The 22038-nt window shown below is 58.7% G+C and carries 23 protein-coding genes; 7 read left to right on the plus strand and 16 right to left on the minus strand.

Annotated features, from left to right (window positions below):
- Nucleotides 1-556: 556 nt before the first annotated feature.
- The gene (tyrS, locus tag ED236_RS03645) at nt 557-1753 is read right to left on the minus strand and encodes a tyrosine--tRNA ligase (RefSeq protein WP_123236620.1); all 1197 of its coding nucleotides are present in this window, start codon (nt 1751-1753) and stop codon (nt 557-559) included.
- Nucleotides 1754-1874: 121 nt separating this feature from the next.
- On the opposite strand from tyrS, the gene ED236_RS03650 reads away from it, so the two are divergent.
- The 3 genes from ED236_RS03650 to gltA are packed head-to-tail and all read left to right on the plus strand — an operon-like array spanning nt 1875 to nt 5655.
- A complete protein-coding gene (locus tag ED236_RS03650) occupies nt 1875-3209 on the plus strand; it encodes a M23 family metallopeptidase (protein ID WP_123236621.1) in 1335 nt (444 codons plus the stop codon).
- Nucleotides 3193-4326, plus strand: coding sequence for an anhydro-N-acetylmuramic acid kinase (locus ED236_RS03655; protein WP_275669199.1), 1134 nt, complete (start codon nt 3193-3195; stop codon nt 4324-4326). The genes ED236_RS03650 and ED236_RS03655 overlap by 17 nt, the downstream gene beginning before the upstream one ends.
- A gap of 33 nt (nt 4327-4359) precedes the next feature.
- Entirely contained in the window at nt 4360-5655 is a 1296-nt protein-coding gene (gene gltA / locus ED236_RS03660) for a citrate synthase (RefSeq protein WP_123236622.1), read from the plus strand.
- Nucleotides 5656-5791: 136 nt separating this feature from the next.
- On the opposite strand, the gene erpA is transcribed toward gltA, so the two are convergent.
- From erpA to ED236_RS03730, 14 genes are all read right to left on the minus strand, one after another.
- Nucleotides 5792-6142, minus strand: coding sequence for an iron-sulfur cluster insertion protein ErpA (gene erpA / locus ED236_RS03665; protein WP_123236623.1), 351 nt, complete (start codon nt 6140-6142; stop codon nt 5792-5794).
- A 67-nt stretch (nt 6143-6209) separates the two neighbouring features.
- Nucleotides 6210-6608, minus strand: coding sequence for a bactofilin family protein (locus ED236_RS03670; protein WP_123236624.1), 399 nt, complete (start codon nt 6606-6608; stop codon nt 6210-6212).
- 58 nt (nt 6609-6666) lie between these two features.
- Nucleotides 6667-7347 (minus strand): DUF6776 family protein, encoded by a 681-nt coding sequence (locus tag ED236_RS03675; protein ID WP_148042244.1) that lies wholly within the window; start codon nt 7345-7347, stop codon nt 6667-6669.
- Between the two features lie 12 nt (nt 7348-7359).
- The gene (gene argC, locus ED236_RS03680) at nt 7360-8394 is read right to left on the minus strand and encodes an N-acetyl-gamma-glutamyl-phosphate reductase (RefSeq protein WP_123237094.1); all 1035 of its coding nucleotides are present in this window, start codon (nt 8392-8394) and stop codon (nt 7360-7362) included.
- A 92-nt stretch (nt 8395-8486) separates the two neighbouring features.
- Nucleotides 8487-8879 (minus strand): 30S ribosomal protein S9, encoded by a 393-nt coding sequence (rpsI, locus tag ED236_RS03685; protein WP_123236626.1) that lies wholly within the window; start codon nt 8877-8879, stop codon nt 8487-8489.
- Between the two features lie 10 nt (nt 8880-8889).
- A complete protein-coding gene (gene rplM, locus ED236_RS03690; RefSeq protein ID WP_123236627.1) occupies nt 8890-9330 on the minus strand; it encodes a 50S ribosomal protein L13 in 441 nt (146 codons plus the stop codon).
- Between the two features lie 119 nt (nt 9331-9449).
- A complete protein-coding gene (gene ubiA, locus ED236_RS03695; protein WP_123236628.1) occupies nt 9450-10310 on the minus strand; it encodes a 4-hydroxybenzoate octaprenyltransferase in 861 nt (286 codons plus the stop codon).
- Nucleotides 10310-10855 carry a chorismate--pyruvate lyase family protein gene (locus tag ED236_RS03700; RefSeq protein ID WP_240032026.1) on the minus strand — a complete coding sequence of 182 codons (546 nt, stop codon included), beginning with the start codon at nt 10853-10855 and terminating at the stop codon, nt 10310-10312. The genes ubiA and ED236_RS03700 overlap by 1 nt, the downstream gene beginning before the upstream one ends.
- Before the next feature lie 22 nt (nt 10856-10877).
- A complete protein-coding gene (gene recG, locus ED236_RS03705) occupies nt 10878-12911 on the minus strand; it encodes an ATP-dependent DNA helicase RecG (protein WP_123236630.1) in 2034 nt (677 codons plus the stop codon).
- A 5-nt stretch (nt 12912-12916) separates the two neighbouring features.
- Complete coding sequence (locus ED236_RS03710) at nt 12917-13300, minus strand: RidA family protein (protein WP_123236631.1); 384 nt, start codon at nt 13298-13300, stop codon at nt 12917-12919.
- A gap of 21 nt (nt 13301-13321) precedes the next feature.
- Complete coding sequence (locus tag ED236_RS03715; RefSeq protein WP_123236632.1) at nt 13322-15538, minus strand: RelA/SpoT family protein; 2217 nt, start codon at nt 15536-15538, stop codon at nt 13322-13324.
- A gap of 15 nt (nt 15539-15553) precedes the next feature.
- Entirely contained in the window at nt 15554-15766 is a 213-nt protein-coding gene (rpoZ, locus tag ED236_RS03720; RefSeq protein WP_123236633.1) for a DNA-directed RNA polymerase subunit omega, read from the minus strand.
- 32 nt (nt 15767-15798) lie between these two features.
- A complete protein-coding gene (gene gmk / locus ED236_RS03725; protein ID WP_123236634.1) occupies nt 15799-16407 on the minus strand; it encodes a guanylate kinase in 609 nt (202 codons plus the stop codon).
- Nucleotides 16408-16433: 26 nt separating this feature from the next.
- A complete protein-coding gene (locus tag ED236_RS03730) occupies nt 16434-17300 on the minus strand; it encodes a YicC/YloC family endoribonuclease (protein WP_123236635.1) in 867 nt (288 codons plus the stop codon).
- A 157-nt stretch (nt 17301-17457) separates the two neighbouring features.
- On the opposite strand from ED236_RS03730, the gene rph reads away from it, so the two are divergent.
- From rph to hemW, 4 genes are read left to right on the plus strand one after another with little or no spacing between them, the layout of a single operon-like run.
- A complete protein-coding gene (gene rph / locus ED236_RS03735; protein WP_123236636.1) occupies nt 17458-18174 on the plus strand; it encodes a ribonuclease PH in 717 nt (238 codons plus the stop codon).
- Nucleotides 18167-18772, plus strand: coding sequence for an RdgB/HAM1 family non-canonical purine NTP pyrophosphatase (gene rdgB, locus ED236_RS03740; protein ID WP_123236637.1), 606 nt, complete (start codon nt 18167-18169; stop codon nt 18770-18772). Before rph ends, rdgB begins: the two co-directional genes overlap by 8 nt.
- Nucleotides 18769-18984 (plus strand): hypothetical protein, encoded by a 216-nt coding sequence (locus ED236_RS03745; RefSeq protein WP_123236638.1) that lies wholly within the window; start codon nt 18769-18771, stop codon nt 18982-18984. The genes rdgB and ED236_RS03745 overlap by 4 nt, the downstream gene beginning before the upstream one ends.
- A gap of 39 nt (nt 18985-19023) precedes the next feature.
- Nucleotides 19024-20238, plus strand: coding sequence for a radical SAM family heme chaperone HemW (hemW, locus tag ED236_RS03750; protein ID WP_123236639.1), 1215 nt, complete (start codon nt 19024-19026; stop codon nt 20236-20238).
- Between the two features lie 80 nt (nt 20239-20318).
- On the opposite strand, the gene ettA is transcribed toward hemW, so the two are convergent.
- Complete coding sequence (ettA, locus tag ED236_RS03755) at nt 20319-21983, minus strand: energy-dependent translational throttle protein EttA (protein WP_123236640.1); 1665 nt, start codon at nt 21981-21983, stop codon at nt 20319-20321.
- Nucleotides 21984-22038: the final 55 nt, after the last annotated feature.

Raw genomic sequence — 22038 nt, forward strand, 5'->3', positions numbered from 1 at the left:
TCGCTTTGGCTTAAATTCTCAAATGAATCTTAGGTGCGTCGGCTCCAGTCATTGCTGACCAGAGCGATTTACAAAGTTTCATTCAAGGTATAAGCACTTGTATCTTGAGTGTCATCCGTCTGCAATCTAACAGCGCCAAACTTGCGTCCGGGGCTATCAAACCATCAGGTGACTGCGTCAACCACAAGCACTCACACCTATCAGTTGTTCATCTTGTTAAAGAGCAGTTTTACTTCTTACTACACAGCGTCAGCAGCCTTGCCGCTTTCGCTTCACTCGCTGCCTTAGCAACGAGAGGTGCGCATTATACAGACCGTTTTCTTTCGGTCAAGTGAAAAATGATTCGATGTTTTGTTTCGTTTTTCACCGCGCTTTGCCTTGTTCAAGCGAGCCGCGCATTCTACAGACCGTATTATTTTGGTCAAGTGAAAAATGAAATTTTTGCTGTGTTTCGTTTTTCACTGCGCCGCTTCGTTCAAGCGAGCCGCGCATTCTACAGCCCTTTTAATATTGGTCAATAGCCAGTGACGAAATAGTTAAAGAATGACTGGATTCCTTACTGGATGGTGATCCTGGCGAATTTTCGCTTGCCCACCTGGGCCACGACAGTAGCGCCACGCGCCAGCATCAAACCCTTGTCCGCCACTTTTTCGCTATCCAGCTTGATGCCGCCCTGCTCGATGGCACGGAAGGCTTCGGACGTGCTGGCCACCAGACCAGCGAGTTTGAGCAATTGCGCTATACCTATAGTATCGGCGTCAGTAGTGACTGTGACTTCCGGCACCTCATCAGGAATGCCGCCACGGGAACGCTGCTCGAAATCGACCAGCGCCTGCTCGGCGGCTTGATGACTATGGAAGCGCGTGACGATCTCCTGAGCGAAGCGCACTTTGATATCGCGCGGGTTGCTGCCAGCCGCAACGGCAGCCTTCCAGCCAGCGATGGTGTCGAGTGATTCAAACGACAGCAACTCGATATAACGCCACATCAGCTCATCGGACACCGACATGATCTTGCTGAAGATGGTATTGGCAGGTTCTGCGACCCCTATATAGTTACCCAGCGACTTGGACATCTTGTTGACGCCATCCAGCCCTTCCAGCAGCGGCATGGTCAACACGCACTGCTGCGCCTGCCCAGCCTGCTTCTGCAGCTCGCGGCCCATCAGCAGGTTGAATTTTTGATCGGTGCCGCCCAGCTCAATATCGGCCTTGAGCGCTACCGAGTCGTAGCCCTGCAGTAAAGGATAGAGGAACTCATGGATGGCGATCGGCTGGTTACTCTTATAACGCTTGGCGAAATCGTCACGCTCCAGCATACGCGCGACGGTGTGGCTGGCCGCCAGCTTGAGCATACCGGCCGCGCCAAGTTGGCTCAGCCAAGTGGAATTGAACACCACCTCGGTTTGCTCCGGCTTGAGTATCTTGAATACCTGCTCACTATAAGAGCGCGCATTCTCCTGCACTTGCTCTGCGGTCAGCGGTGGACGCGTGGCGCTCTTGCCCGTTGGGTCGCCTATCATGCCGGTGAAATCACCGATCAGGAACAACACCTGATGGCCCAGATCCTGGAACTGGCGCAACTTGTTCAGCAGCACAGTGTGCCCCAGATGCAAGTCTGGCGCCGTGGGATCAAAGCCTGCCTTGACGCGCAACGGCTTGCCCGCCTTGAGCTTTTCGATCAGCTCCGCCTCAACCAGCAGCTCGTCGCTACCGCGTTTGATGATAGCCAAATTGTGATGTAAATCCGTCATACCACCTCTAAATCGTTCGTGCGCTTGAGTTTTTTACCCCTTATGGGGTAGTTTGCGCTTCCATGTGCAGATATTTTTCTGTTAGCATCCAGCATCAATGATCTCGTTAAGGCCTGCACCAATGCAGAAGCGTGAGCCTGAATACCAACAAAACATTTTAGCGCAAAACCTGACACATAAAGAACGCAAGCTGCGTTTGCGCTGGCTGATCGTTATTTCAGCACTGCCTTTATTTGGTATCTATGCCGCTTTTGGTATCGCTCCGCAGACCATCACACAAGACATCGTCACCCAAACCATCACCGAAGAAGTACCGTTACCCGTTAGCGAGGCCGTCGCTTTCAATGAATCCTCATACTGGCAAACCGAGGTGGTGCGCCGTGACGACACGCTGGACAGCCTGATCGACCGTCTGAACATCAAGAACACTGAAGCCATAGCCTTCCTCAAGTACAACAACGAAGCCAGTCTGATCGCAGCACATCTGCGTCCAGGTCGCATCATCCGCTCCGAAACCAATGCGGCAGGTGTCCTTTCGCGCCTGGAGTATCAGGTCACCCCGGAACAGACGCTGACCATTGAAGCGGCAGACAATGGCTACCGCCTGGTAAAAGACAGCCCGGACGTGGTGATGCGCAGTGTGTTCAAAGCCGCGACCATCAATAGCTCGCTGTTCGGCGCCACCGATGCTGCCGAAATCCCGGACCAAGTGGCGATCCAGCTGGCCGAGATCTTCTCCGGCGACATCGATTTTCATAGCGACCTGCGCAAAGGTGATCGTCTGGTCGTGGTCTATGAAGTCGGCTACAGCCATGGCGAGCCAGTTCGCTCCGGCAAGGTGCTGGCTGCCGAGTTCGTCAACAATGGCAAGAGCTATCGCGCCGTACTGTTCCGCCACCCGGATGGCCATAGTAATTACTACACCCCTGAAGGCAAGAGCCTGCACAAATCCTTCCTGCGCTCGCCACTGGAATTCACACGTATCAGTTCAGGTTTCAGCTTGGGCCGCTTCCACCCCATTCTGCAACGCATGCGCGCCCACAAGGGCGTGGATTACGCCGCGCCGACCGGCACCCGTGTCAAAGCTGCTGCTGACGGCACGGTGGACTTTGTAGGCGTAAAAGGTGGCTATGGCAATGTGGTGATCCTGCGTCACGATAATGGCATGAAGACCGTGTATGGCCACCTGTCGAAATTCTCCCAGGGCCTGCGTAGTGGCAAGAAGGTATCGCAGAGCGACATCATCGGTTATGTAGGCATGAGCGGTATGGCCACTGGACCACATCTGCACTATGAGCTGCTGCTCAACAACCAGCATCGTGACCCGCTACGTGTCGCTCTGCCTACAGCAGTTCCGATCCCGGCAAAGTACCGTCAGGAGTTCAATCTCGCCAGCAGCAATCTGGTTGCCCAACTGGAGCTTTTGAGCCGCCGCCAGGTTGCAGTACTCGAATAAGGTCCCAGCTCTGGACACGGCGGAGCTGTATATCGGGCTGATGTCCGGCACCAGCCTTGATGCGGTGGATGCCGTTTTGCTGGAACTGCCACCTTCCGGCAATGCCAGCCCGCGGCTAGGCCATCACTACAGCCTGCCTTACTCCACCAGCCTGCGCAGCGAGTTACTCCAGTTACACAAACCTAGCGACAATGAGCTGGAACGCAGCCTGCTGATAGGCAACACGCTCTCCAGACTCTATGCAGAAACGGTGGCCGGCTTGCTGGAAAGTGCAGCACTCCCCCCCTCTGCCATTCGTGCGATTGGCTGTCATGGGCAAACCATACGCCATCGCCCAGAACTCGGCTACACCTTACAGCTGGTCAACTCGGCACTGCTGGCTGAGCAGTGCGATATCACAGTGGTGGCCGACTTCCGTAGCCGCGACATCGCCGCCGGCGGTCAGGGCGCGCCGCTGGTCCCGGCCTTTCACCACGCCATGTTCGGCAGCACGCTGGAACATCGCGTCATCCTGAATATCGGCGGCATCGCCAATTTAAGCAATCTACCGCTGCAAGGCGAGGTGACCGGATGGGATAGCGGGCCCGGCAATATGCTGATGGATGCCTGGATCATGCAGCAGCAAGGCTTGACCTACGACCAGCATGGTGCGTGGGCAGAAACCGGTCAGATCATTCCCGACTTGCTGGCCAGCTTGCTAGCCTTGCCTTATTTCGGTGCATCGCCGCCCAAAAGTTGTGGGCGCGACCAATTCCATATGGATTGGCTGCAACAACAGCTTATTCCCGGATCAAACCCCGCAGATGTGCAGCGCACCTTGCTGGAGCTCTCCGCCATCAGCATTACTGACGCAATCACCGGCTATTGTGGTGCAGTGGACGCGGTCTACTTGTGTGGCGGTGGCGCGTACAATACGGCGCTGGCACGGCGCTTGCAGCAATTGCTGGGTACTGTAAGAATTGAAACTACCGCCGCGCTGGGCATAGCGCCGGAATGGGTAGAGGCAGCGGCCTTTGCCTGGCTGGCGAGACAGACCATGCACCGCAGCACTGGCAACCTGCCTGCGGTCACCGGTGCACGCGGCCCACGCGTGTTAGGCGCGATTTATTATAACTAGGCTGCCAAAACAGCCCATCAACCAAGAAACATCATGAGCAAAGCAACCAAAGTCACCCTCACTTTTGATAACGGCGACCCGCCTATCGAATTACCGATGTTATCCGGGAATATGGGGCCGGATGTCATCGACATTCGCAATCTGGGCAAACATGGGGTGTTCACCTACGATCCAGGGTTTCTGTCGACCGCCTCCTGTCCGTCCGCGATCACCTACATCGACGGCGAGCAAGGTCTGCTCTACTACCGTGGTTATCCAATCGAGCAGCTAGCCGAACATAGCGACTTCCTCGAAGTCGCCTATCTGTTGATGCACGGCGAACTGCCGGATGCCGATCAGCGCTCCAACTTCACCAGCACCATGATGAAACACACCATGTTGCACGACCAGCTAACCAATGTGTTCCGTGGCTTCCGCCGTGATGCGCACCCGATGGCGGTCATGGTCGGTGTAGTCGGCTCCATGTCGGCGTTCTATGAGGAAGTCACCGACGTACGTGACCCCAACAACCGACTGGCTGCCGCCTATCACCTGCTGGCCAAGGTGCCGACCATCGCGGCCTGGAGCTACAAGTACAACATCGGCGAGCCGTTCATGTATCCGCAGAACCACTTCAACTATGCGGAAAACTTCATGCAGATGATGTTCGCCACGCCCTGCGAAAAATACGAGCCTAACCCTATCCTCGCCAAAGCGTTCGAACGTATCCTCATCCTGCATGCCGACCATGAGCAGAACGCCTCGACATCCACGGTGCGCCTGGCGGGGTCTAGCGGTGCCAACCCGTTCGCCTGCGTCGCAGCAGGCATCGCCTCGTTATGGGGCCCGGCGCACGGTGGCGCCAATGAAGCCACGCTCAAGATGCTGGAAGAGATGGGCGATGTTAGCCGCATCGGTGAATTCATCAAGCGCGCCAAGGACAAGAGTGACTCCTTCCGCCTGATGGGGTTTGGCCACCGTGTGTATCGGAACATGGACCCGCGCGCTTCCATCATGCGTGAGACCTGCCACCAGGTGCTGGACGAGCTTGGGCTGCACAATGATCCGATGTTCAAGCTGGCGTTGAAACTGGAGCAGATCGCGCTGGAAGACGAATACTTCGTGAACCGCCGCCTGTATCCGAATGTGGATTTCTATTCCGGCATCGTGATGCGCGCCATGGGCATCCCGAACTCCATGTTCACGGCCATTTTCGCGCTGGCACGCACCGCAGGCTGGGTAGCGCAATGGAACGAGATGAATAGCGACCCGGAGGCCAAGATCGGGCGTCCACGTCAGCTTTATATGGGTGCGACGCGACGCGATTATGTGCCTATGGATGGCCGCTAAGGTTCAGCATTGACATCACAGGCGGCCATATCACAGGCAGCTAGATCAAAATATCAGCCGTAACGGTGGACAACAAAAAAGGGGCAGCAGCCCCTTTTTTGTTATTCATCAGTACGCTGAATGCGTAGAGAATGGATCAGGCAGAGAACGACGAACCGCAGCCGCAGGTGCTGGTTGCGTTCGGATTACGGATCACGAACTGCGAGCCCTGCAGGCTGTCCTGATAGTCGATCTCGGCACCGGTCAGGTATTGCAGACTCATCGGGTCGATCAGCAGGACCACATTGTCCTTCTGCACCTGGGTGTCATCGTCATTGACGCTGTCTTCAAAGGTGAAGCCATACTGGAAACCGGAGCAGCCACCGCCACTGACGAATACACGCAGCTTCAGGTCAGGTGAGCCCTCTTCCTCGATCAGTTCTTTTACTTTTTTTGCCGCATTGTCGGTAAAGACCAATGGGCTAGGCATTTCAGCAATTGCGTTCATGATGTAAATCCTTCATTCATTTAGTAATTCATTATCGCGCCCGCACGTCATGCGGTCAACCAAGTCATTAATTTTCAACCATTTTGATTTGTGGCGCATCGTTGCTATCTGCCAGCGGTACCAGCTTGCCTTCTATGACAGCGCCGGTATGCATCTCCAGCGATTTGTAATACACATCACCCACGATTCTCGATTTAGGCTGCAATTCGATGAATTCGTTCGCACGCACCGGGCCGACCACGTTACCGTTCAACACCAGATGCGAAACCGTCACTGCACCCTCTACCTGCGCCTGCTCACTCAACACCAGCGCACCGACCGCACCCGGCGCTTCGTTGATGTCGCCGTTCACAATCCCGTCTACACGCAAACCGCCGCTGAAGTGGATATTGCCCTCTATCCTGGTGCCAGCACCGATCAAGGTGTCGATCTTGCTGGGCATCTTGTTCTTGTTTTTTGAAAACATCATGCATTCCTTCAAATGACAGGCTGGCAATGACTGAGCCGTCGTCATAACGACGACGCTAATCCGCCAGCGTTAACTGTTGTGTGAGGCCGGGTTTCTTTGCGCCAGTTTCCGTGAATGTCAGCTCTGCAGTGCCTGCATGCAAGGCATGCGGCACCTTGAGGCTGCCGGTGACACGTTGATAATACTTGAAATTCAGGTTGATGGCTGTGGTAGCGACCGCTTCGGTCCCGGCTGCCCTGATCACCAGGCGCAAACCACCACTGACTTCCTTGCTGTTCTTGCCGGGCTGCACCAGCATGATGTCATAGTCATATTGGTCAGGCTGCGCCGACTTGCTCACGCTAAAACTCTGCAGCTTCAATTTACCCAGCTCGGCCGGCGTGTTCATGATGTTCTTGTAGAACGCGACATCTTCCTTGAGCGTGGTACTTTCCTGCTGCAGCTGCGCCAGCTCCTTGGTCAAGGTTTCCTGCGCCACACGCTCGATCTGTAACTGACGCTCCTGCTGCACCAGCGCAACTTGCAACACTTCATTCTGGGCCTGCGCACGTACCAGCCGTTGATTCAGGCCATTCAGGTCTGCCAGGCCGAACTGCCAGTACGCGATCAAATAGCCCACACCACCGCACAAGCCAAGAGCCGCCAGCCACCAGTACCAGGGACGGCGTGACTTGATCGACAGCGTGCTGACAGCCAGCTTGGAATGACCTCGCAATCGACGGTACGGATACTTCATCGTTGATGCCACCTAAGGCAGCAGAGGCACCACATTGAGTCCGCTGGACTCGTCCAGATCGAACATGATGTTCATGTTCTGTACCGCCTGGCCAGCAGCGCCCTTGACCAGATTGTCGATCACCGACAGCACCACCACGGTGTCGCCACCTTGCGGCTGATGCACGGCGATGCGGCACTGGTTGGAACCGCGCACGGAACGTGTCTCCGGATGCATGCCTTTGGGCAGCACATCGACAAAGCGCTCATCGGCATAGCGCGCTTCGAACAAGGCCTGCAGATCCACCTGACCCGTCAGGCGCGCGTACAGCGTTGCGTGGATCCCACGGATCAGTGGGGTCAGATGCGGTACAAAGGTCAGGCCGACCGCGTCACCATGCATGCGTGCCAGCCCCTGGCTGATCTCGGGCAAATGCCGGTGGCCAGCCACACCATAAGCCTTGAAATTGTCACCGGCCTCAGCAAACAGGCTATGCACTTCGGCCTTGCGACCTGCACCACTGACACCGGATTTGGTATCGGCGATCAGGTAGGCGCTATCGATCACACCCGCTTCCAGCAAAGGCATGAAGCCCAGCTGCACCGCTGTTGGATAACAGCCAGGGTTGGCGATCAGACGCGCGCCACGGATCTGCGCACGGTTCTGTTCCGGCAAGCCATATACCGCTTCTGACACCAGGTCAGGACAGGCGTGGGTCATGCCATACCACTTCTCCCAGACAGCGATGTCCTGGATACGGAAATCCGCCGCCAGATCGATCACACGCACGCCCTTGTCCAGCAAGGCACGTGTCTGCTGCATGGCCACGCCGTTGGGCGTTGCAAAAAACACCACGTCACACTGGCCCAGGTCCACCTGGGCCGGGTCCACGAACGGCAGGCTCACATAGCCACGCAGGCTGGGGAACATGTCAGCCACCGGCATGCCGGCTTCACCACGCGAGGTGATCGCCACCAGTTCCACCTGCGGGTGCACAGCCAGCAAACGCAACAACTCGACACCGGTATAGCCTGTCCCGCCGACGATACCCACTTTGATCTTTTGCATACTTTTCACCTTGGTCCGGGCTTGCATAGTAACAAATGCAAGCTAAATAACAAAAAAGCCGCACAGTGTGCGGCTTTTTTGAGTCATCCAGATTAACGCTTGGAGAACTGTTTACGACGACGCGCCTTGCGCAGGCCGACTTTCTTACGTTCTACTTCACGTGCATCACGGGTCACGAAGCCTGCCTTGGACAGGGCGCTCTTCAGCGCTGCATCGTAGTCGATCAGGGCACGCGTGATACCGTGACGTACCGCACCAGCCTGGCCGGATTCACCGCCACCGACCACATTCACCAGAATGTCGAAGCTAGCCAGGTTCTCGGTCAGTTCCAGCGGTTGACGCAGGATCATGCGGGAGGTGACGCGGGAGAAGTATTCGTCAACAGGCTTGTCGTTTACAACGATATTGCCGCTACCGGACTTCAGGAACACACGGGCAACCGAACTCTTGCGGCGGCCAGTACCATAGTTGTATTTACCAATCATCGCTTAATCCTTAAGCCTGGCTTTGAATAACCAGAGGTTGTGGCTGTTGTGCAGCATGGTCATGCTTAGCACCGGCGTAGACTTTCATCTTGCGGAACATGGCGTAACCCAGCGGACCCTTAGGCAGCATGCCCTTGACCGCTTTTTCCAGCGCACGGCCTGGGAAGCGTTCCTGCATCTTGGCAAAGGTCGTGGTGGAGATACCGCCAGGGTAACCGGAGTGGCGGTGATACTGCTTGTCGCCCGCCTTGTTGCCGGTCACTTTGATCTTGTCGGCGTTGACCACGACAATGTAGTCGCCCGTGTCCACGTGCGGCGTGTAAATGGTTTTATGCTTGCCACGCAGGCGGTGAGCGATCTCACTTGCCAGACGGCCAAGCACCAGGTCGGTGGCATCTACCACGAACCAATCGCGCTTTACTTCATGCGCTTTTGCGGAAAAGGTTTTCATCGGACTACTCAATAATCGCTGAAAAAATCAAGAGGCGGATTTTATGTCATGCCCGAGCGCCTTGTCAAACGCTATCTTGGAATCAATGACATATTTATCCATCGTATTTAGATCAACCGCTAAAACGGTGCTACATAACTGAGCACTACACCGGCAAAAATCACCGCACCCAGCCAGTTGTTGTGCAGAAACGCGCGGAAACACGCGCTGCGTTCACGCAGCCGGATAAGCCGGTAATGATACACGGCGATGGCGCCCGCCGCTAATAATCCCACAGCATACGGCCAGCCCAGGCCACTTTGCCTGCCCACATAGGCCAGCAGCAGCAAGGTCAGCGCATAGCAGACCATGATAGCCAGCACATCGTAGCGCCCGAAGCAGATCGCTGACGAGCGGATGCCGATCTTGAGGTCATCTTCCCTATCCACCATGGCATATTCGGTGTCATACGCGATGGCCCAGCACACATTGGCCAGCAACATCCACCAGGCGATGGCAGGCACCTCACCGGTCTGTGCGGCGAAGGCCATGGGAATGCCAAAGCCGAAGGCAATGCCAAGATAGGCCTGCGGGATGGCCAGAAAGCGCTTGGTGAGCGGGTAGCTGGCAGCCAGGAACAAGGCCGGGAACGATAAGGCCACGGTCAGCGCATTCAGCTGTAACACCAGCGCAAACGCCAGCACCACCAGCAGCAAGGTCAACAGCAAGGCCTCTCGCACACTGACCTGTTTGGCCGCCAATGGCCGCAAGCGCGTACGCTGTACATGCACATCGAAGTTGCGGTCCGCGATGTCGTTCATGACACAGCCCGCCGAACGCATCAACACGGTGCCCAGCACAAAAACACCCAGCACCTTCAACTCCGGCTCGCCCTGCGCCGCGATCCACAAAGCCCATAAGGTGGGCCACAGCAACAGCAGGATGCCGATGGGCTTGTCCAGCCGCATCAGCCGCAGATAGGCATTCAACTTGATACGCATCAGTACAGGAGCTCCGGCAAGAACACTTCGGTCACCAGCAAGCGCGCGCGTCCCAGCCTGAACACGGAACGCCTGGCCCACAAGCTGGAAGGCGGCGCGGCCAGATGCGCGCTGGCGCGTTGAAACAAGGGATGGTGCGCATGCAATGGCTTGAATTGCAGATGGGTACGCTTGACCCTGGGGTCAGCGAACAAGGCCCCGCCCAGCGGACGGTTACCCAGCCGCCCCAAGCCGCGCCAAGGCCCACGCAGACTGGCATGCGGGATCACACTGTGCGCGAACACACAGATCACGCCATCACAACTGAGCTGCACTTCACGCAGCAAGGCATGCTGGCGCGGCTTCAGCTGCAGCAATGCGGCTTCATCGCGCTGCGGCCTGGCGCTGGACAGGCGTACACCGCGCACGGAAAAATCACGGCAATGCAGCTGCAGCCGTCGCGTCAAGGAGCCCTCGTTGCTCAGCCAGTCGCGGTACGCCAGGCTCCCCAAGGGCTTTTTAAGCCAGCCATGACGCCCCACCGGCAAATAGCTTAATTTGTTCACAGCAGGATTATCGCAGGCCGGGTCATACTTTGACGAGCTCGGCCGCATGGCCCAGCCAGCGCTGCAAATGCGCTTCCACCGCTGACGGATGATCGCGCAGCAGGTCTTCTGCCAGCTGACGCGCCCGGTGCAGCAAGGGCTCGTCGCGCGTCAGATCAGCGATCTTCAGCATGGGCACCCCGCTTTGGCGCACGCCCATGTATTCGCCGGGGCCGCGCAGATTGAGATCGGCCTGCGCGATCTCGAAACCGTCGCTGGATTCATAGATCACTTTAAGACGCTGCCGCGCCATTTCCGACAATGGCTGCTGATACAACAGGATGCAACTGCTCCTGGCGGCGCCGCGCCCGACCCGACCCCGCAACTGATGCAGCTGCGACAAGCCCATACGTTCGGCATGCTCGATCACCATCAGGCTGGCGTTCGGCACATCCACCCCCACTTCGATCACGGTAGTGGCCACCAGCAGTTGCAGCTCGTTTCGACTGAATGCCGCCATCACCGCCTGTTTTTCAGCCGGCTTCATGCGGCCATGCACCAGTCCGACATGCAGCTCAGGGAACGAAGCCTGCAACAAGGCATAGGTCTCCTCCGCTGTTTTCAGCTGCAAGACTTCACTTTCCTCGATCAATGGGCACACCCAGTACGCCTGGCTGCCCTGCAGGCAGGCGTCACGCACACGCTGCAACACCTCGTCACGCCGTGCATCCGCGACCAGCCGCGTCACGATGGGCGTGCGTCCGGGCGGCAGCTCGTCGATCACCGACACGTCCAGGTCCGCGTAATAGCTCATGGACAAGGTGCGCGGAATGGGGGTGGCGCTCATCATCAGCTGATGCGGCTCAGGCTGACCTTTTTGACGCAACAATAAGCGCTGTTGCACACCAAAGCGGTGCTGTTCGTCGACGATGGCCAGGCCCAGCCGGGCAAACTGCACCTGCTCCTGAAACAGCGCGTGGGTACCGACCACCAGCTTGGCTGCCCCACTGGCGATAGCTTCCAGCGCCTGCGTACGTGCTTTCTTGTTCTGACTGCCGGATAGCCACGCCACCTCCAGCCCCAGCGGCTGCAGCCAGCTCTGCATCTTGTGCAGGTGCTGTTCGGCAAGGATCTCGGTGGGCGCCATGATCGCGGCCTGCCAACCCTGCTCGACAGCTTGAAGCGCCGCCAGCGCCGCGACGATGGTCTTGCCGCTGCCTACATCGCCTTGCAGCAAACGCTGCATGGGATAGCGCTGGGCCAGGTCGCGGCTGATCTCGGTGAGCGCCCTGCCCTGCGCGCCGGTCAGCGCGAACGGCAAGCTGGCCAGCAAAGCGGGTATCAGCAACTTCGATGGCGCCAGTGCAGGCGCACCCAGGCTGCGCCTCTTGGCATAGTGGCGCCGCATGGACAGCTGCTGTGCCAGCAACTCTTCATAGGCCAGACGCTGCCAGGCTGGCGTGCTGCGCTCCTGCAAGGCATACAGGTCCGCATCCGGCGGCGGCCTGTGCAGAGCACGCAGGCTTTCCGCATAACCGGGCAAGTCCGTGTAGACCGCAGCGGGCAAGGTCTCCTCCAGCGCCGCGTTGTCCAGCGCCCAGTCTATGTATTTACGCAGACTGGCCTGCGACAGACCGGCGGTGGTGGGATACACTGGCGTCAAGGTCTCGGTCACCGGCGTGCCCTCACGCACGGCACGCACCTGAGGGTGCACCATCTCCCAACCGAAAAAGCCGCCGCGCACTTCACCGAACACGCGCAGGCGGCGTCCGACCTTGAGCTGGGCGATCTGGCTGGGGTAGAAATGCAAAAAGCGCAAGGTCAGCTGGCCGCTATCGTCTTGCAGACGGGCGATCAACACCTTGCGCGGACGGTACTGCACTTCGCTGTGCACGATCTCGCCTTCGATCTGCACCTGATCCCCCTGACGCACATCGCGCACCAGCGTGATATGGGTTTCATCGACATAACGCAGAGGCAGGTGCAGCAGCAAGCCCTGGGCATCGATAATGCCCAGCTTGCGCAGATTGGCCTGCGCCGGTTTAGGCAGGGAAGAGAAGTCGGCGGCGCGGCTCAGAACGGTCAGGATTCCAGTACGAGCACGCCATCGGCTTCCACCAGCGCGCCTCTGGGTAGAGAGGCCACGCCGACCGCTGCACGTGCCGGATAAGGCTGACTGAAATATTCCGCCATGATGCTGTTCACCAGCGCGAAATGGCCCAAGTCGGTCAGGAACACATTGAGTTTGACCACATCTGCCAGCGAACCGCCCGCCGCTTCCGCCACGGCCTGCAGGTTCTGGAACACACGGTGGATCTGCGCTTCTATGCCCTCGACCAGCTGCATGCTCACCGGGTCTAGGCCGATCTGGCCGGAGAGATACACCGTAGCCCCGACCTTGACCGCCTGGGAATAGGTGCCGATGGCCTGAGGCGCACCAGCGGTTTGAATGATCTGTTTCTGCATGAGGAACTGCCCTTGAAATGATTACTGTACGCGTTGCTCGAAGCCTATGCCCTTGACGCGGTTGATGCGCACCACGTCCTGGATCTTGCGCAGACGGCGGATCAGGTCGGCCAGGTGCACGCGATTCTCCACCTGCACCGTGAAATACATATTGCTATAGGCGCTGTCGTCGGGATCTTCCATGCTGACATTGTCGATGTTGGAACCCGCATCGGCGATACCGGCAGCGATCTTGGCCAGCATGCCACGCTGATTGGCCACGGTCAGCTTGAGGTTGACCTTGAACAGGCGCTTGCTGTCCGGATCCCACTCCACATCCAGCCATTTGTCCGGGTCTACACGCATCTTGCGCATGCCCGGACAGTCATGGGTATGGATCACCAGACCCTTGTCCTTGTTAAGGAAGCCCAGGATGGGGTCGCCGGGGATGGGGCGGCAGCACTGGGCGAACTGCACGGCCATGCCTTCGGAACCACGGATGGTGATGGTGCCCAGGGGTTTATTGGGATGCTTGCCCTGCCGCTCGGCCGGGTCTTCACCCAGCGCCATCAACTGGTGCGCCACCATGACGTTGAGGCGCTTGCCCAGGCCGATGTCGGTAAGGATCTCTTCTTTGCCCTTGACCGCGTAGTCGCGTGCCAGCTTCTGCCAGCGTGCGTCATCGATGCTGGCCGGGTCGGCATGCAGCGCACGCAAGGCCTGATTCAGCATGCGTTCGCCCAGATGCGCGGACTCGGTGGACTGCATGGATTTGAGGTAATGACGGATATGCGCACGCGCCTTGCCGGACATCACATAGTTCAGCCAGGCCGGATTGGGCTTGGCGTTATTGGCGGTGATGATCTCGACGTGGTCACCGTTGTGCAGCTCGGTTCTGAGCGGCGCCAGTTCCTGATTGATCTTGACCGCCACGCAGCTGTTGCCGATGTCGGTGTGCACCGCATAGGCAAAATCCACCGCCGTCGCACCCTTGGGCAGCGCCATGATCTTGCCCTTGGGCGTGAACACATAGACCTCGTCCGGGAACAGGTCCACCTTGAAGTGCTCCAGGAACTCCAGCGAATCGGCGCTCTCGTTCTGGATATCGATCAGGCGTTGCAGCCATTGGTGAGTCTGCTGCTGCAGCGCGGTCAGATGCGCATCGGTCGTTTTATACAACCAGTGCGCCGCCACACCAGCCTCGGCGATGTTGTGCATCTCGCGGCTGCGCATCTGCACCTCGATCGGTGTGCCGAACGGGCCGAACAGCGTGGTGTGCAGCGACTGGTAGCCATTGGCCTTGGGGATGGCGATGTAGTCTTTGAACTTGCCCGGGATGGGCTTGTACAGCCCGTGCAAGGCGCCCAGTGCCAGATAGCAGGTGGGCATGTCCTTGACGATGACGCGGAAGCCGTAGATATCGTAGATCTGCGAAAAGGTCACCATCTTGCCGGTCATCTTTTTGTAGATACCGTACAGGTGTTTTTCACGGCCGGTGACTTCAGCCTCGATGTGCATGTCCTGCAAGCGCTGCTTGATGGCATCCAGGATCTTGACGATGACTTCCTTGCGGTTGCCACGCGCCGCCTTGATGGCCTTGGCGATGACGTTGTAGCGCATCGGGTACAGGTATTTGAAGCTGAGGTCTTCAAGCTCCTGGTAGATGGCATTCAGGCCCAGCCGGTTGGCGATGGGCGCATAGATATCCAGCGTCTCGCGCGCGATGCGCTTGCGCTTCTCCACCCCCATCACGTCCAGCGTCTGCATGTTATGCAGGCGGTCGCCCAGCTTGACCAGAATCACGCGCACATCCTGCGACATGGCCAGCAGCATCTTGCGGAAGTTCTCCGCCTGCGCCTGCGTGGCGCTCTGGAATTCGATCTTGTCGAGCTTGGACAAGCCATCCACCAGCTCGGCCACCTGCTTGCCGAACTGCTCGCTGATGTCCTGCTTGGTGACGCCGGTGTCTTCCACCACATCGTGCAGCAATGCAGCGATCAGCGTGGGCGTATCCAGATGCAGCTCGGCCAGAATGCAGGCCACCGACACCGGATGGGTGATGTAGGGCTCGCCGCTCTTGCGGATCTGGCCTTCATGAGCCGCCGCGCTGTAGCGATAGGCCGCCCAGATCTGGGCGATGTCTTTGGGTTTGAGGTAGAGCTTGAGTCGCTGGGTGAGCGGAGAATCCTCGCTGTCTGCAGGCAGCAAGGGGGTCATCGGTAGTGCGTCTAGTGCATGTTTGGCTGCAGATGTTGGCATAGACGAACGGACACGTTAGGCATGGCCACGGTTCAATACTTCCAGCCCGACCTTGCCGGCGGCGATCTCGCGCAGTGCCATCACGGTAGGCTTGTCCTTCTGGCCATGGTTGTTGACCATGGATTCGGAGCCATTAGCCAGCTGGCGTGCACGGTAGGCGGCCACCAGGGTCAGCTGAAAGCGGTTAGGGATCTTGTCCAGACAATCATCAACAGTAATACGTGCCATAGAAATTTCTCCAGAGGTGCTTCATCATGAATTCAGACCAGAGTGCCGATCAACGCAGCATGCTGTTTCAACTGCGCTTGCGACCTCAGACGTTGGGCGCGCACGATGGCCTGGATATCCTCCAGCGCCACGGCGAAACTGTCGTTGATTGTAACATAGTCAAATTCGGTCACATGCCGCATCTCCTCGCGGGCGGCAGCGAGGCGGATGGCGATCACGTCGGCGCTGTCCTGGCCTCTGTCATTGAGGCGGCGGGCCAGCTCTTCAAGCGAAGGTGGCAGGACGAAGATGCTGACCGCTTGTGGCAACAGCTTCCTGACCTGGGCCGCACCTTGCCAGTCGATCTCCAGGATCACATCGAAACCCGCCGCCAGCTGGGCCTCGACCGCTGATCGGGAGGTGCCATAGCGGTTGCCATGCACATGCGCGCTTTCGATGAAATCGCCCTCCTCCTGCATGCGCTGGAAGGTCGTGACATTGACAAAGTGGTAATGCACGCCCTCCTGTTCGCCTGGGCGTGGTGCACGCGTGGTGTGCGACACCGACAGCCGGACAGCGGGGTCCTGCTGCAACAGCGCGTGCACCAGGCTGGTTTTGCCAGCGCCAGAAGCCGCACTGATGATGAAAAGGTTGGCAGTCATGGAATGTCTTTAAGGTGTGGTTAGCTTTATTCGATATTTTGAATCTGTTCGCGCATTTGCTCAATCAACACTTTCAAGCCCATGGCGATCTGCGACACCTCGCTGGAAACGGATTTGGAACCCAGCGTATTGGCTTCACGGTTCAGCTCCTGCATCAGGAAGTCCAGTTGCTTGCCCGCCGCGCCACCGGCCGCCAGGATACGCTTCACCTCGCTGATGTGGGCGGTCAGGCGGCCCAGCTCTTCATCCACGTCCACACGCTGCGCATATAGCACCAGCTCCTGACGCAGACGCTCTTCATCCACATTGTTGAGCGCTTCCTGCAGCTTGGCCGCCAGACGTTGCTGATAGGCCTGCAACTGCGCTGGCAGCAGCGCTTGAGACTGTTGCACCAAGGCTTCCATGCCGGCCAGGCGCTCCAGAATGATGGCTTTGAGTTTGGCGCCTTCGCGGCCACGCGCCTCGCGCAGTGCCAGCAAGGCTTGCTGCAAGGCCGCCCCCACTTCGGCGTTCAGTTCGTCCTGATCCAGCGTTTGCGTGGCCAGCACGCCGGGCCAGCGCAGAATGTCGGCCACGCTCAATGGTGCACTGTGCGGGAACTGCTGTTGCACCGCCTGCGACAGCTGCCATAGCTGCTGCAAAGCCTGGCCATCGAGCGTGGTATCGGCTTTCTGGCCGCCGCGCTGCACCAGCGCCAGCCGGCATTCCACCTTGCCGCGCCCCAGGCCCGCATTGATCTGCTCGCGCAGCATGGGTTCGAAACTGCGCAGATGGTCGTCCAGCTTGAGCTGCAGCTCCAGATAACGATGATTCACCGAGCGCAACTCCAGCAGCACCACACCAGCGGCGGTTTCACGTTCGATGGCAGCAAAGCCGGTCATGCTGTAGATCATGGTTTGTCCTAAACTCTTGAAAAGGCGGTGCGTGGCAGGCAGCCTAAAGCAAGCATGCCCACCTAAAGCATGCAGGCCAACCTAAAGCGCGATGGTATCAAATCCGCCGCCTGCAGGCTGCTGCCTTATAATAGTGTTTTGCCCAGCAGGAATCGTTATGCGCCCCAGTCAACGTCAACCCGACCAATTACGCGAGGTTGAGATCATCCGCCATTACACCAAGCATGCCGAAGGTTCGGTGCTGGTGAAGTTTGGCGACACCCATGTGTTATGCACCGCCAGTGTGGACGAGAAGGTGCCGCCCTTCCTGCGTGGCAAGGGACAAGGCTGGGTCACCGCCGAGTATGGCATGCTGCCGCGCTCCACGGGCAGCCGCATGGACCGTGAAGCGGCCAAAGGCAAACAGTCCGGCCGCACTCAGGAGATCCAGCGCCTGATCGGCCGCAGCCTGCGCGCCATCATCGATCTGGAAAAGCTGGGCGAGCGCACCATTCACATCGATTGCGATGTGATCCAGGCGGATGGCGGCACACGCACCGCCAGCATCACCGGCGCGTTCGTGGCACTGCAGGACGCCGTAACGCTGCTGATGGAGAACGGCCTGCTCAGCGAATCGCCCCTCAAAGATGCCGTGGCCGCCATTTCCGTTGGCGTCTATCAGGGTGAGGCGGTGCTGGATCTGGATTATCTGGAAGATTCGGAGTGCGACACCGACATGAACGTGGTGATGACCGGCAGTGGCGGCTTCGTGGAGATCCAGGGCACGGCAGAAGGTGTCCCCTTCGAACGCGAGCAGATGGACCACATGCTGGACCTGGCCGCGCTGGGCATCTGCGAACTGATCGCCAAACAACAGGAAGCGCTCGGTGCTTAAGCAACTGGTCATCGCGACCGGCAACGCCGGCAAGTTGCGCGAATTCCAGCAACTGCTGGCCCCGCTCGCCATTGAGGTCATCCCGCAGACCACGCTGGGCGTAACGCCCGCTGACGAGCCGTATATGACCTTCATCGAGAATGCGCTGACCAAGGCACGCCATGCCAGCCGTCACAGCGGATTGCCTGCGCTGGCCGATGATTCCGGCATCTGTGTGGATGCCTTGCAGGGCGCGCCTGGCGTACATTCTGCGCGCTACGCCGCGCCGCTGCCCGGCCTGAGTCAGGACCAGGCCAACAACCAGCAACTTGTGCAGGCCTTGCACGGTCAGCAACAGCGCACCGCGCATTACTACTGCGTGCTGGTGCTGGTGCGCCACGCCGATGACCCGCAACCGCTGATCGCGGAAGGCGTCTGGCAAGGCGAGATCCTGGAGGCGCCGCGTGGCGACGGTGGTTTCGGCTATGACCCTATCTTCCTTGATGCGATGACAGGCAAGACCGGCGCCGAACTGCCCCTGGAGATCAAGAACCGTATCAGCCATCGCGGCCAGGCACTGAGCCGCATGCTGCATTTGATTGAAAGATTGGAACCATGAATAGCGAATGGCCCAAATGGCTGCGTGATGATGGCAGCGTGGTGTCCTGCACCGAAAAGGTCAAAGTGATGACCGAGAACTTTGACGAGCTAAAACAGATCGCCCAGGACGCGCTGGAAGACGGCTTGCTCATGGAAGTGTCCGAAGCGCAGATGCGCGAAGCCCTGCATGCGCTGGTGGACAAGCTCATCAACCCTTACGGCAAAGCCTGACGCCTTGTTGCAACCCCTGATGTAGAACGATGTAATCGCATGATCCCTATCATCCCGGTCGACAGCATGGCCTCCTCACCAGGGGGCCTGGCCGCCAGTGTACAGCCCTCAGGCTTGAGCACCCCGCCACCATTGGCGCTGTATATCCACATTCCCTGGTGCGTACGCAAGTGCCCGTACTGCGATTTCAATTCGCATGAAGCGCGTAGCGACATCCCGGAAGACGCTTATGTGGATGCCCTGATCGCCGACCTGGAACAATCCGTGCCGCGCGTCTGGGGCCGCAAGATACGCAGCGTGTTCTTCGGCGGCGGCACTCCCAGCCTGTTCTCGGCGGCCGCCATCGACCGCATCCTGGCCAATGTGCGCATGCTCACCCCGCTGGAATACGACGCTGAAGTCACGCTGGAAGCCAACCCAGGCACCGTGGACACGGCGCATTTCAAAGGCTACCGCGAGGCGGGCGTCAATCGGGTATCGCTGGGCATACAGAGCTTCAACGAACAACACCTGAAAGCGCTCGGCCGCATCCATGATCGCGAGCAGGCCATCTCTGCCGCGAAGTTAGCGCTTGCTACCTTCGATAGTGTCAACCTGGACCTGATGTACGGCCTGCCCGGCCAGACCCTGGCGCAGGCACTGGAAGACGTGACCACCGCCTGCGCACTGGGCCCGGCACATCTGTCCTGCTATCACCTCACGCTGGAACCCAACACCCCGTTCCACCGCACGCCACCGCCCGGCCTGCCCGATGACGACACCACCGCTGGCGTGCAGGAAGCCATCGAAGCGCTGCTGGCGCAGCATGGCTACGGCCACTATGAAACTTCGGGTTTCGCACAGGCCGGCAAGCGCTGCCGCCACAACCTCAATTACTGGACCTTTGGCGATTATCTGGGCATCGGTGCTGGTGCGCATAGCAAGCTCAGTTATCACGACAAGATCACGCGCGAAACGCGCCACAAACACCCCAAACGCTATCTGGAGCTGGCCCCGCAGGGACAGGCCGTCGATCAGACCTGGACCATCCCCAGCGACGAACTGGGCTTCGAGTTCATGATGAACACGCTGCGCCTTACCGAAGGCTTCGATACGCGCCTGTTCCAGCAGCGCACCGGCCTGCCACTCAGTGCGGTGCAAGATGCCATCAACCTCGCCCGACGCCGTGAACTGCTGACCGTGACGCCGGAGGCCATCCAGCCCACGCTGCTGGGCCAACGCTATCTGAACGAATTACTGCAACTGTTCCTGTAAGCCTGCTCAACCAAGCCTGCTCTACTCGCACCAATAAAAACGGGCACCGCAGTGCCCGTTTCTTATCACACTGCCCCGACTCAGCGGCTGATGGGTTTGTAGCGCAAACGCTTGGGCTTGGCGCCCTCTTCACCCAGACGCTTCTTCTTGTCGGCTTCATATTCCTGATAGTTACCGTTGAAGAAGGTCCATTGCGAATCGCCCTCTGCGGCCAGGATATGCGTGGCAATGCGGTCAAGGAACCAGCGGTCATGCGAGATGACCAGCACGCTGCCGGCGAACTCCAGCAAGGCATCTTCCAGTGCGCGCAGGGTTTCCACGTCCAAGTCATTGGACGGTTCATCCAGCAGCAACACATTGCCGCCCGAGATCAGCGTCTTGGCCAGATGCAAACGGCCACGCTCACCACCGGAAAGCTGGCCCACGATCTTCTGCTGGTCACCGCCCTTGAAATTAAAGCGCCCGATGTAGGCACGCGATGGCGTCTCGTAACGCCCCACGGTCAAGATATCGGAGCCGCCGGAGATCTCGTCGAACACGGTCTTGGCATCACTCAGCGCATCGCGGCTCTGGTCCACATAGGCCAGCTTCACGGTCTGGCCTATGTGGACCTCGCCTGAATCCGGCGTTTCCTGGCCGGTGAGCATGCGGAAGAGCGTGGATTTACCGGCCCCGTTCGGGCCGATGATGCCGACGATGGCACCGGGCGGGATGCTGAAACTGAGGTTATCCATCAGCAGACGGTCCTTGAACGCCTTGCTGACATTCTTGAATTCAATGACCTCATTGCCCAGACGCTCACCGGCCGGGATGAAGATCTCCTGCGTTTCGTTACGCTTCTGGTATTCGGCGCTGGCCAGCTCTTCATAGCGGGCGATACGCGCCTTGCTCTTGGCCTGACGCGCCTTGGGGTTCTGCCGCACCCATTCCAGCTCGGTGTTCAATGCCTTGCGGCGCGCAGATTCCTGCGACTCTTCCTGCTTGAGGCGTTCCTGCTTCTGATCCAGCCAGCTGGAATAATTGCCCTTCCACGGGATGCCGTGCCCACGGTCCAGTTCCAGGATCCACTCGGCGGCATTGTCGAGGAAATAACGGTCATGGGTGACCGCGACCACGGTGCCGGGGAAGCGCACCAGGAACTGCTCCAGCCATTCCACCGACTCGGCATCCAGGTGATTGGTGGGCTCGTCCAGCAGCAGCATGTCCGGGCGCGAAAGTAACAACTTGCACAGCGCCACGCGGCGCTTTTCACCGCCGGACAAAGGGCCTATCCTGGCGTCCCAGGCGGGCAGGCGCAGCGCATCGGCGGCGATCTCCAGCTGGTGCTCCACATCGGAGCCACTGGCGGCGATGATGTTCTCGTACCTGGCCTGTTCTTCTGCCAGCTTGTCGAAATCCGCATCCGGTTCCGCATAGGCGGCATAGACCGCTTCCAGCTTCTGCTTGGCCTCCATCACCTCACCCAGCGCGGATTCCACTTCTTCACGCACCGTCTTGTCGGCATCCAGCACCGGCTCCTGCGGCAGATAACCGATGGACAGGTTGGGCTGCCACTGCACCTCGCCCTCGAACTCCTTGTCAGCCCCGGCCATGATGCGCAGCACCGTGGATTTACCGGAACCGTTCAGGCCGAGCAGGCCGATCTTGGCGCCCGGGAAGAAGGACAGCGAAATATCCTTGATGATCTGTTTCTTGGGAGGAACCACTTTGCTCACACGGAGCATGGACATTACATATTGGGCCATGATGCGAATCGCTTGATTTATCTGAAGGTGGAAGTGTAAAGCATGCGCTGGATTA

Source organism: Pseudomethylobacillus aquaticus (genome assembly GCF_003730115.1).
GTDB classification, from domain to species: Bacteria; Pseudomonadota; Gammaproteobacteria; order Burkholderiales; family Methylophilaceae; genus Pseudomethylobacillus; species Pseudomethylobacillus aquaticus.

Bases quoted from the DNA above. Each gene is read 5' to 3' on its own strand.
- erpA (WP_123236623.1), bottom strand. From the start codon at position 6,142: ATGAACGCAATTGCTGAAATGCCTAGCCCATTGGTCTTTACCGACAAT.
- ED236_RS03715 (WP_123236632.1), bottom strand. From the start codon at position 15,538: ATGCCAACATCTGCAGCCAAACATGCACTAGACGCACTACCGATGACC.
- argC (WP_123237094.1), bottom strand. From the start codon at position 8,394: ATGCAAAAGATCAAAGTGGGTATCGTCGGCGGGACAGGCTATACCGGT.
- ED236_RS03650 (WP_123236621.1), top strand. From the start codon at position 1,875: ATGCAGAAGCGTGAGCCTGAATACCAACAAAACATTTTAGCGCAAAAC.
- rpsI (WP_123236626.1), bottom strand. From the start codon at position 8,879: ATGATTGGTAAATACAACTATGGTACTGGCCGCCGCAAGAGTTCGGTT.
- ED236_RS03745 (WP_123236638.1), top strand. From the start codon at position 18,769: ATGAATAGCGAATGGCCCAAATGGCTGCGTGATGATGGCAGCGTGGTG.
- ED236_RS03730 (WP_123236635.1), bottom strand. From the start codon at position 17,300: ATGATCTACAGCATGACCGGCTTTGCTGCCATCGAACGTGAAACCGCC.
- ED236_RS03670 (WP_123236624.1), bottom strand. From the start codon at position 6,608: ATGTTTTCAAAAAACAAGAACAAGATGCCCAGCAAGATCGACACCTTG.
- ED236_RS03710 (WP_123236631.1), bottom strand. From the start codon at position 13,300: ATGCAGAAACAGATCATTCAAACCGCTGGTGCGCCTCAGGCCATCGGC.
- rpoZ (WP_123236633.1), bottom strand. From the start codon at position 15,766: ATGGCACGTATTACTGTTGATGATTGTCTGGACAAGATCCCTAACCGC.
- ED236_RS03675 (WP_148042244.1), bottom strand. From the start codon at position 7,347: ATGAAGTATCCGTACCGTCGATTGCGAGGTCATTCCAAGCTGGCTGTC.
- rph (WP_123236636.1), top strand. From the start codon at position 17,458: ATGCGCCCCAGTCAACGTCAACCCGACCAATTACGCGAGGTTGAGATC.
- gltA (WP_123236622.1), top strand. From the start codon at position 4,360: ATGAGCAAAGCAACCAAAGTCACCCTCACTTTTGATAACGGCGACCCG.
- tyrS (WP_123236620.1), bottom strand. From the start codon at position 1,753: ATGACGGATTTACATCACAATTTGGCTATCATCAAACGCGGTAGCGAC.
- gmk (WP_123236634.1), bottom strand. From the start codon at position 16,407: ATGACTGCCAACCTTTTCATCATCAGTGCGGCTTCTGGCGCTGGCAAA.
- rplM (WP_123236627.1), bottom strand. From the start codon at position 9,330: ATGAAAACCTTTTCCGCAAAAGCGCATGAAGTAAAGCGCGATTGGTTC.
- ettA (WP_123236640.1), bottom strand. From the start codon at position 21,983: ATGGCCCAATATGTAATGTCCATGCTCCGTGTGAGCAAAGTGGTTCCT.
- hemW (WP_123236639.1), top strand. From the start codon at position 19,024: ATGATCCCTATCATCCCGGTCGACAGCATGGCCTCCTCACCAGGGGGC.
- ubiA (WP_123236628.1), bottom strand. From the start codon at position 10,310: ATGCGTATCAAGTTGAATGCCTATCTGCGGCTGATGCGGCTGGACAAG.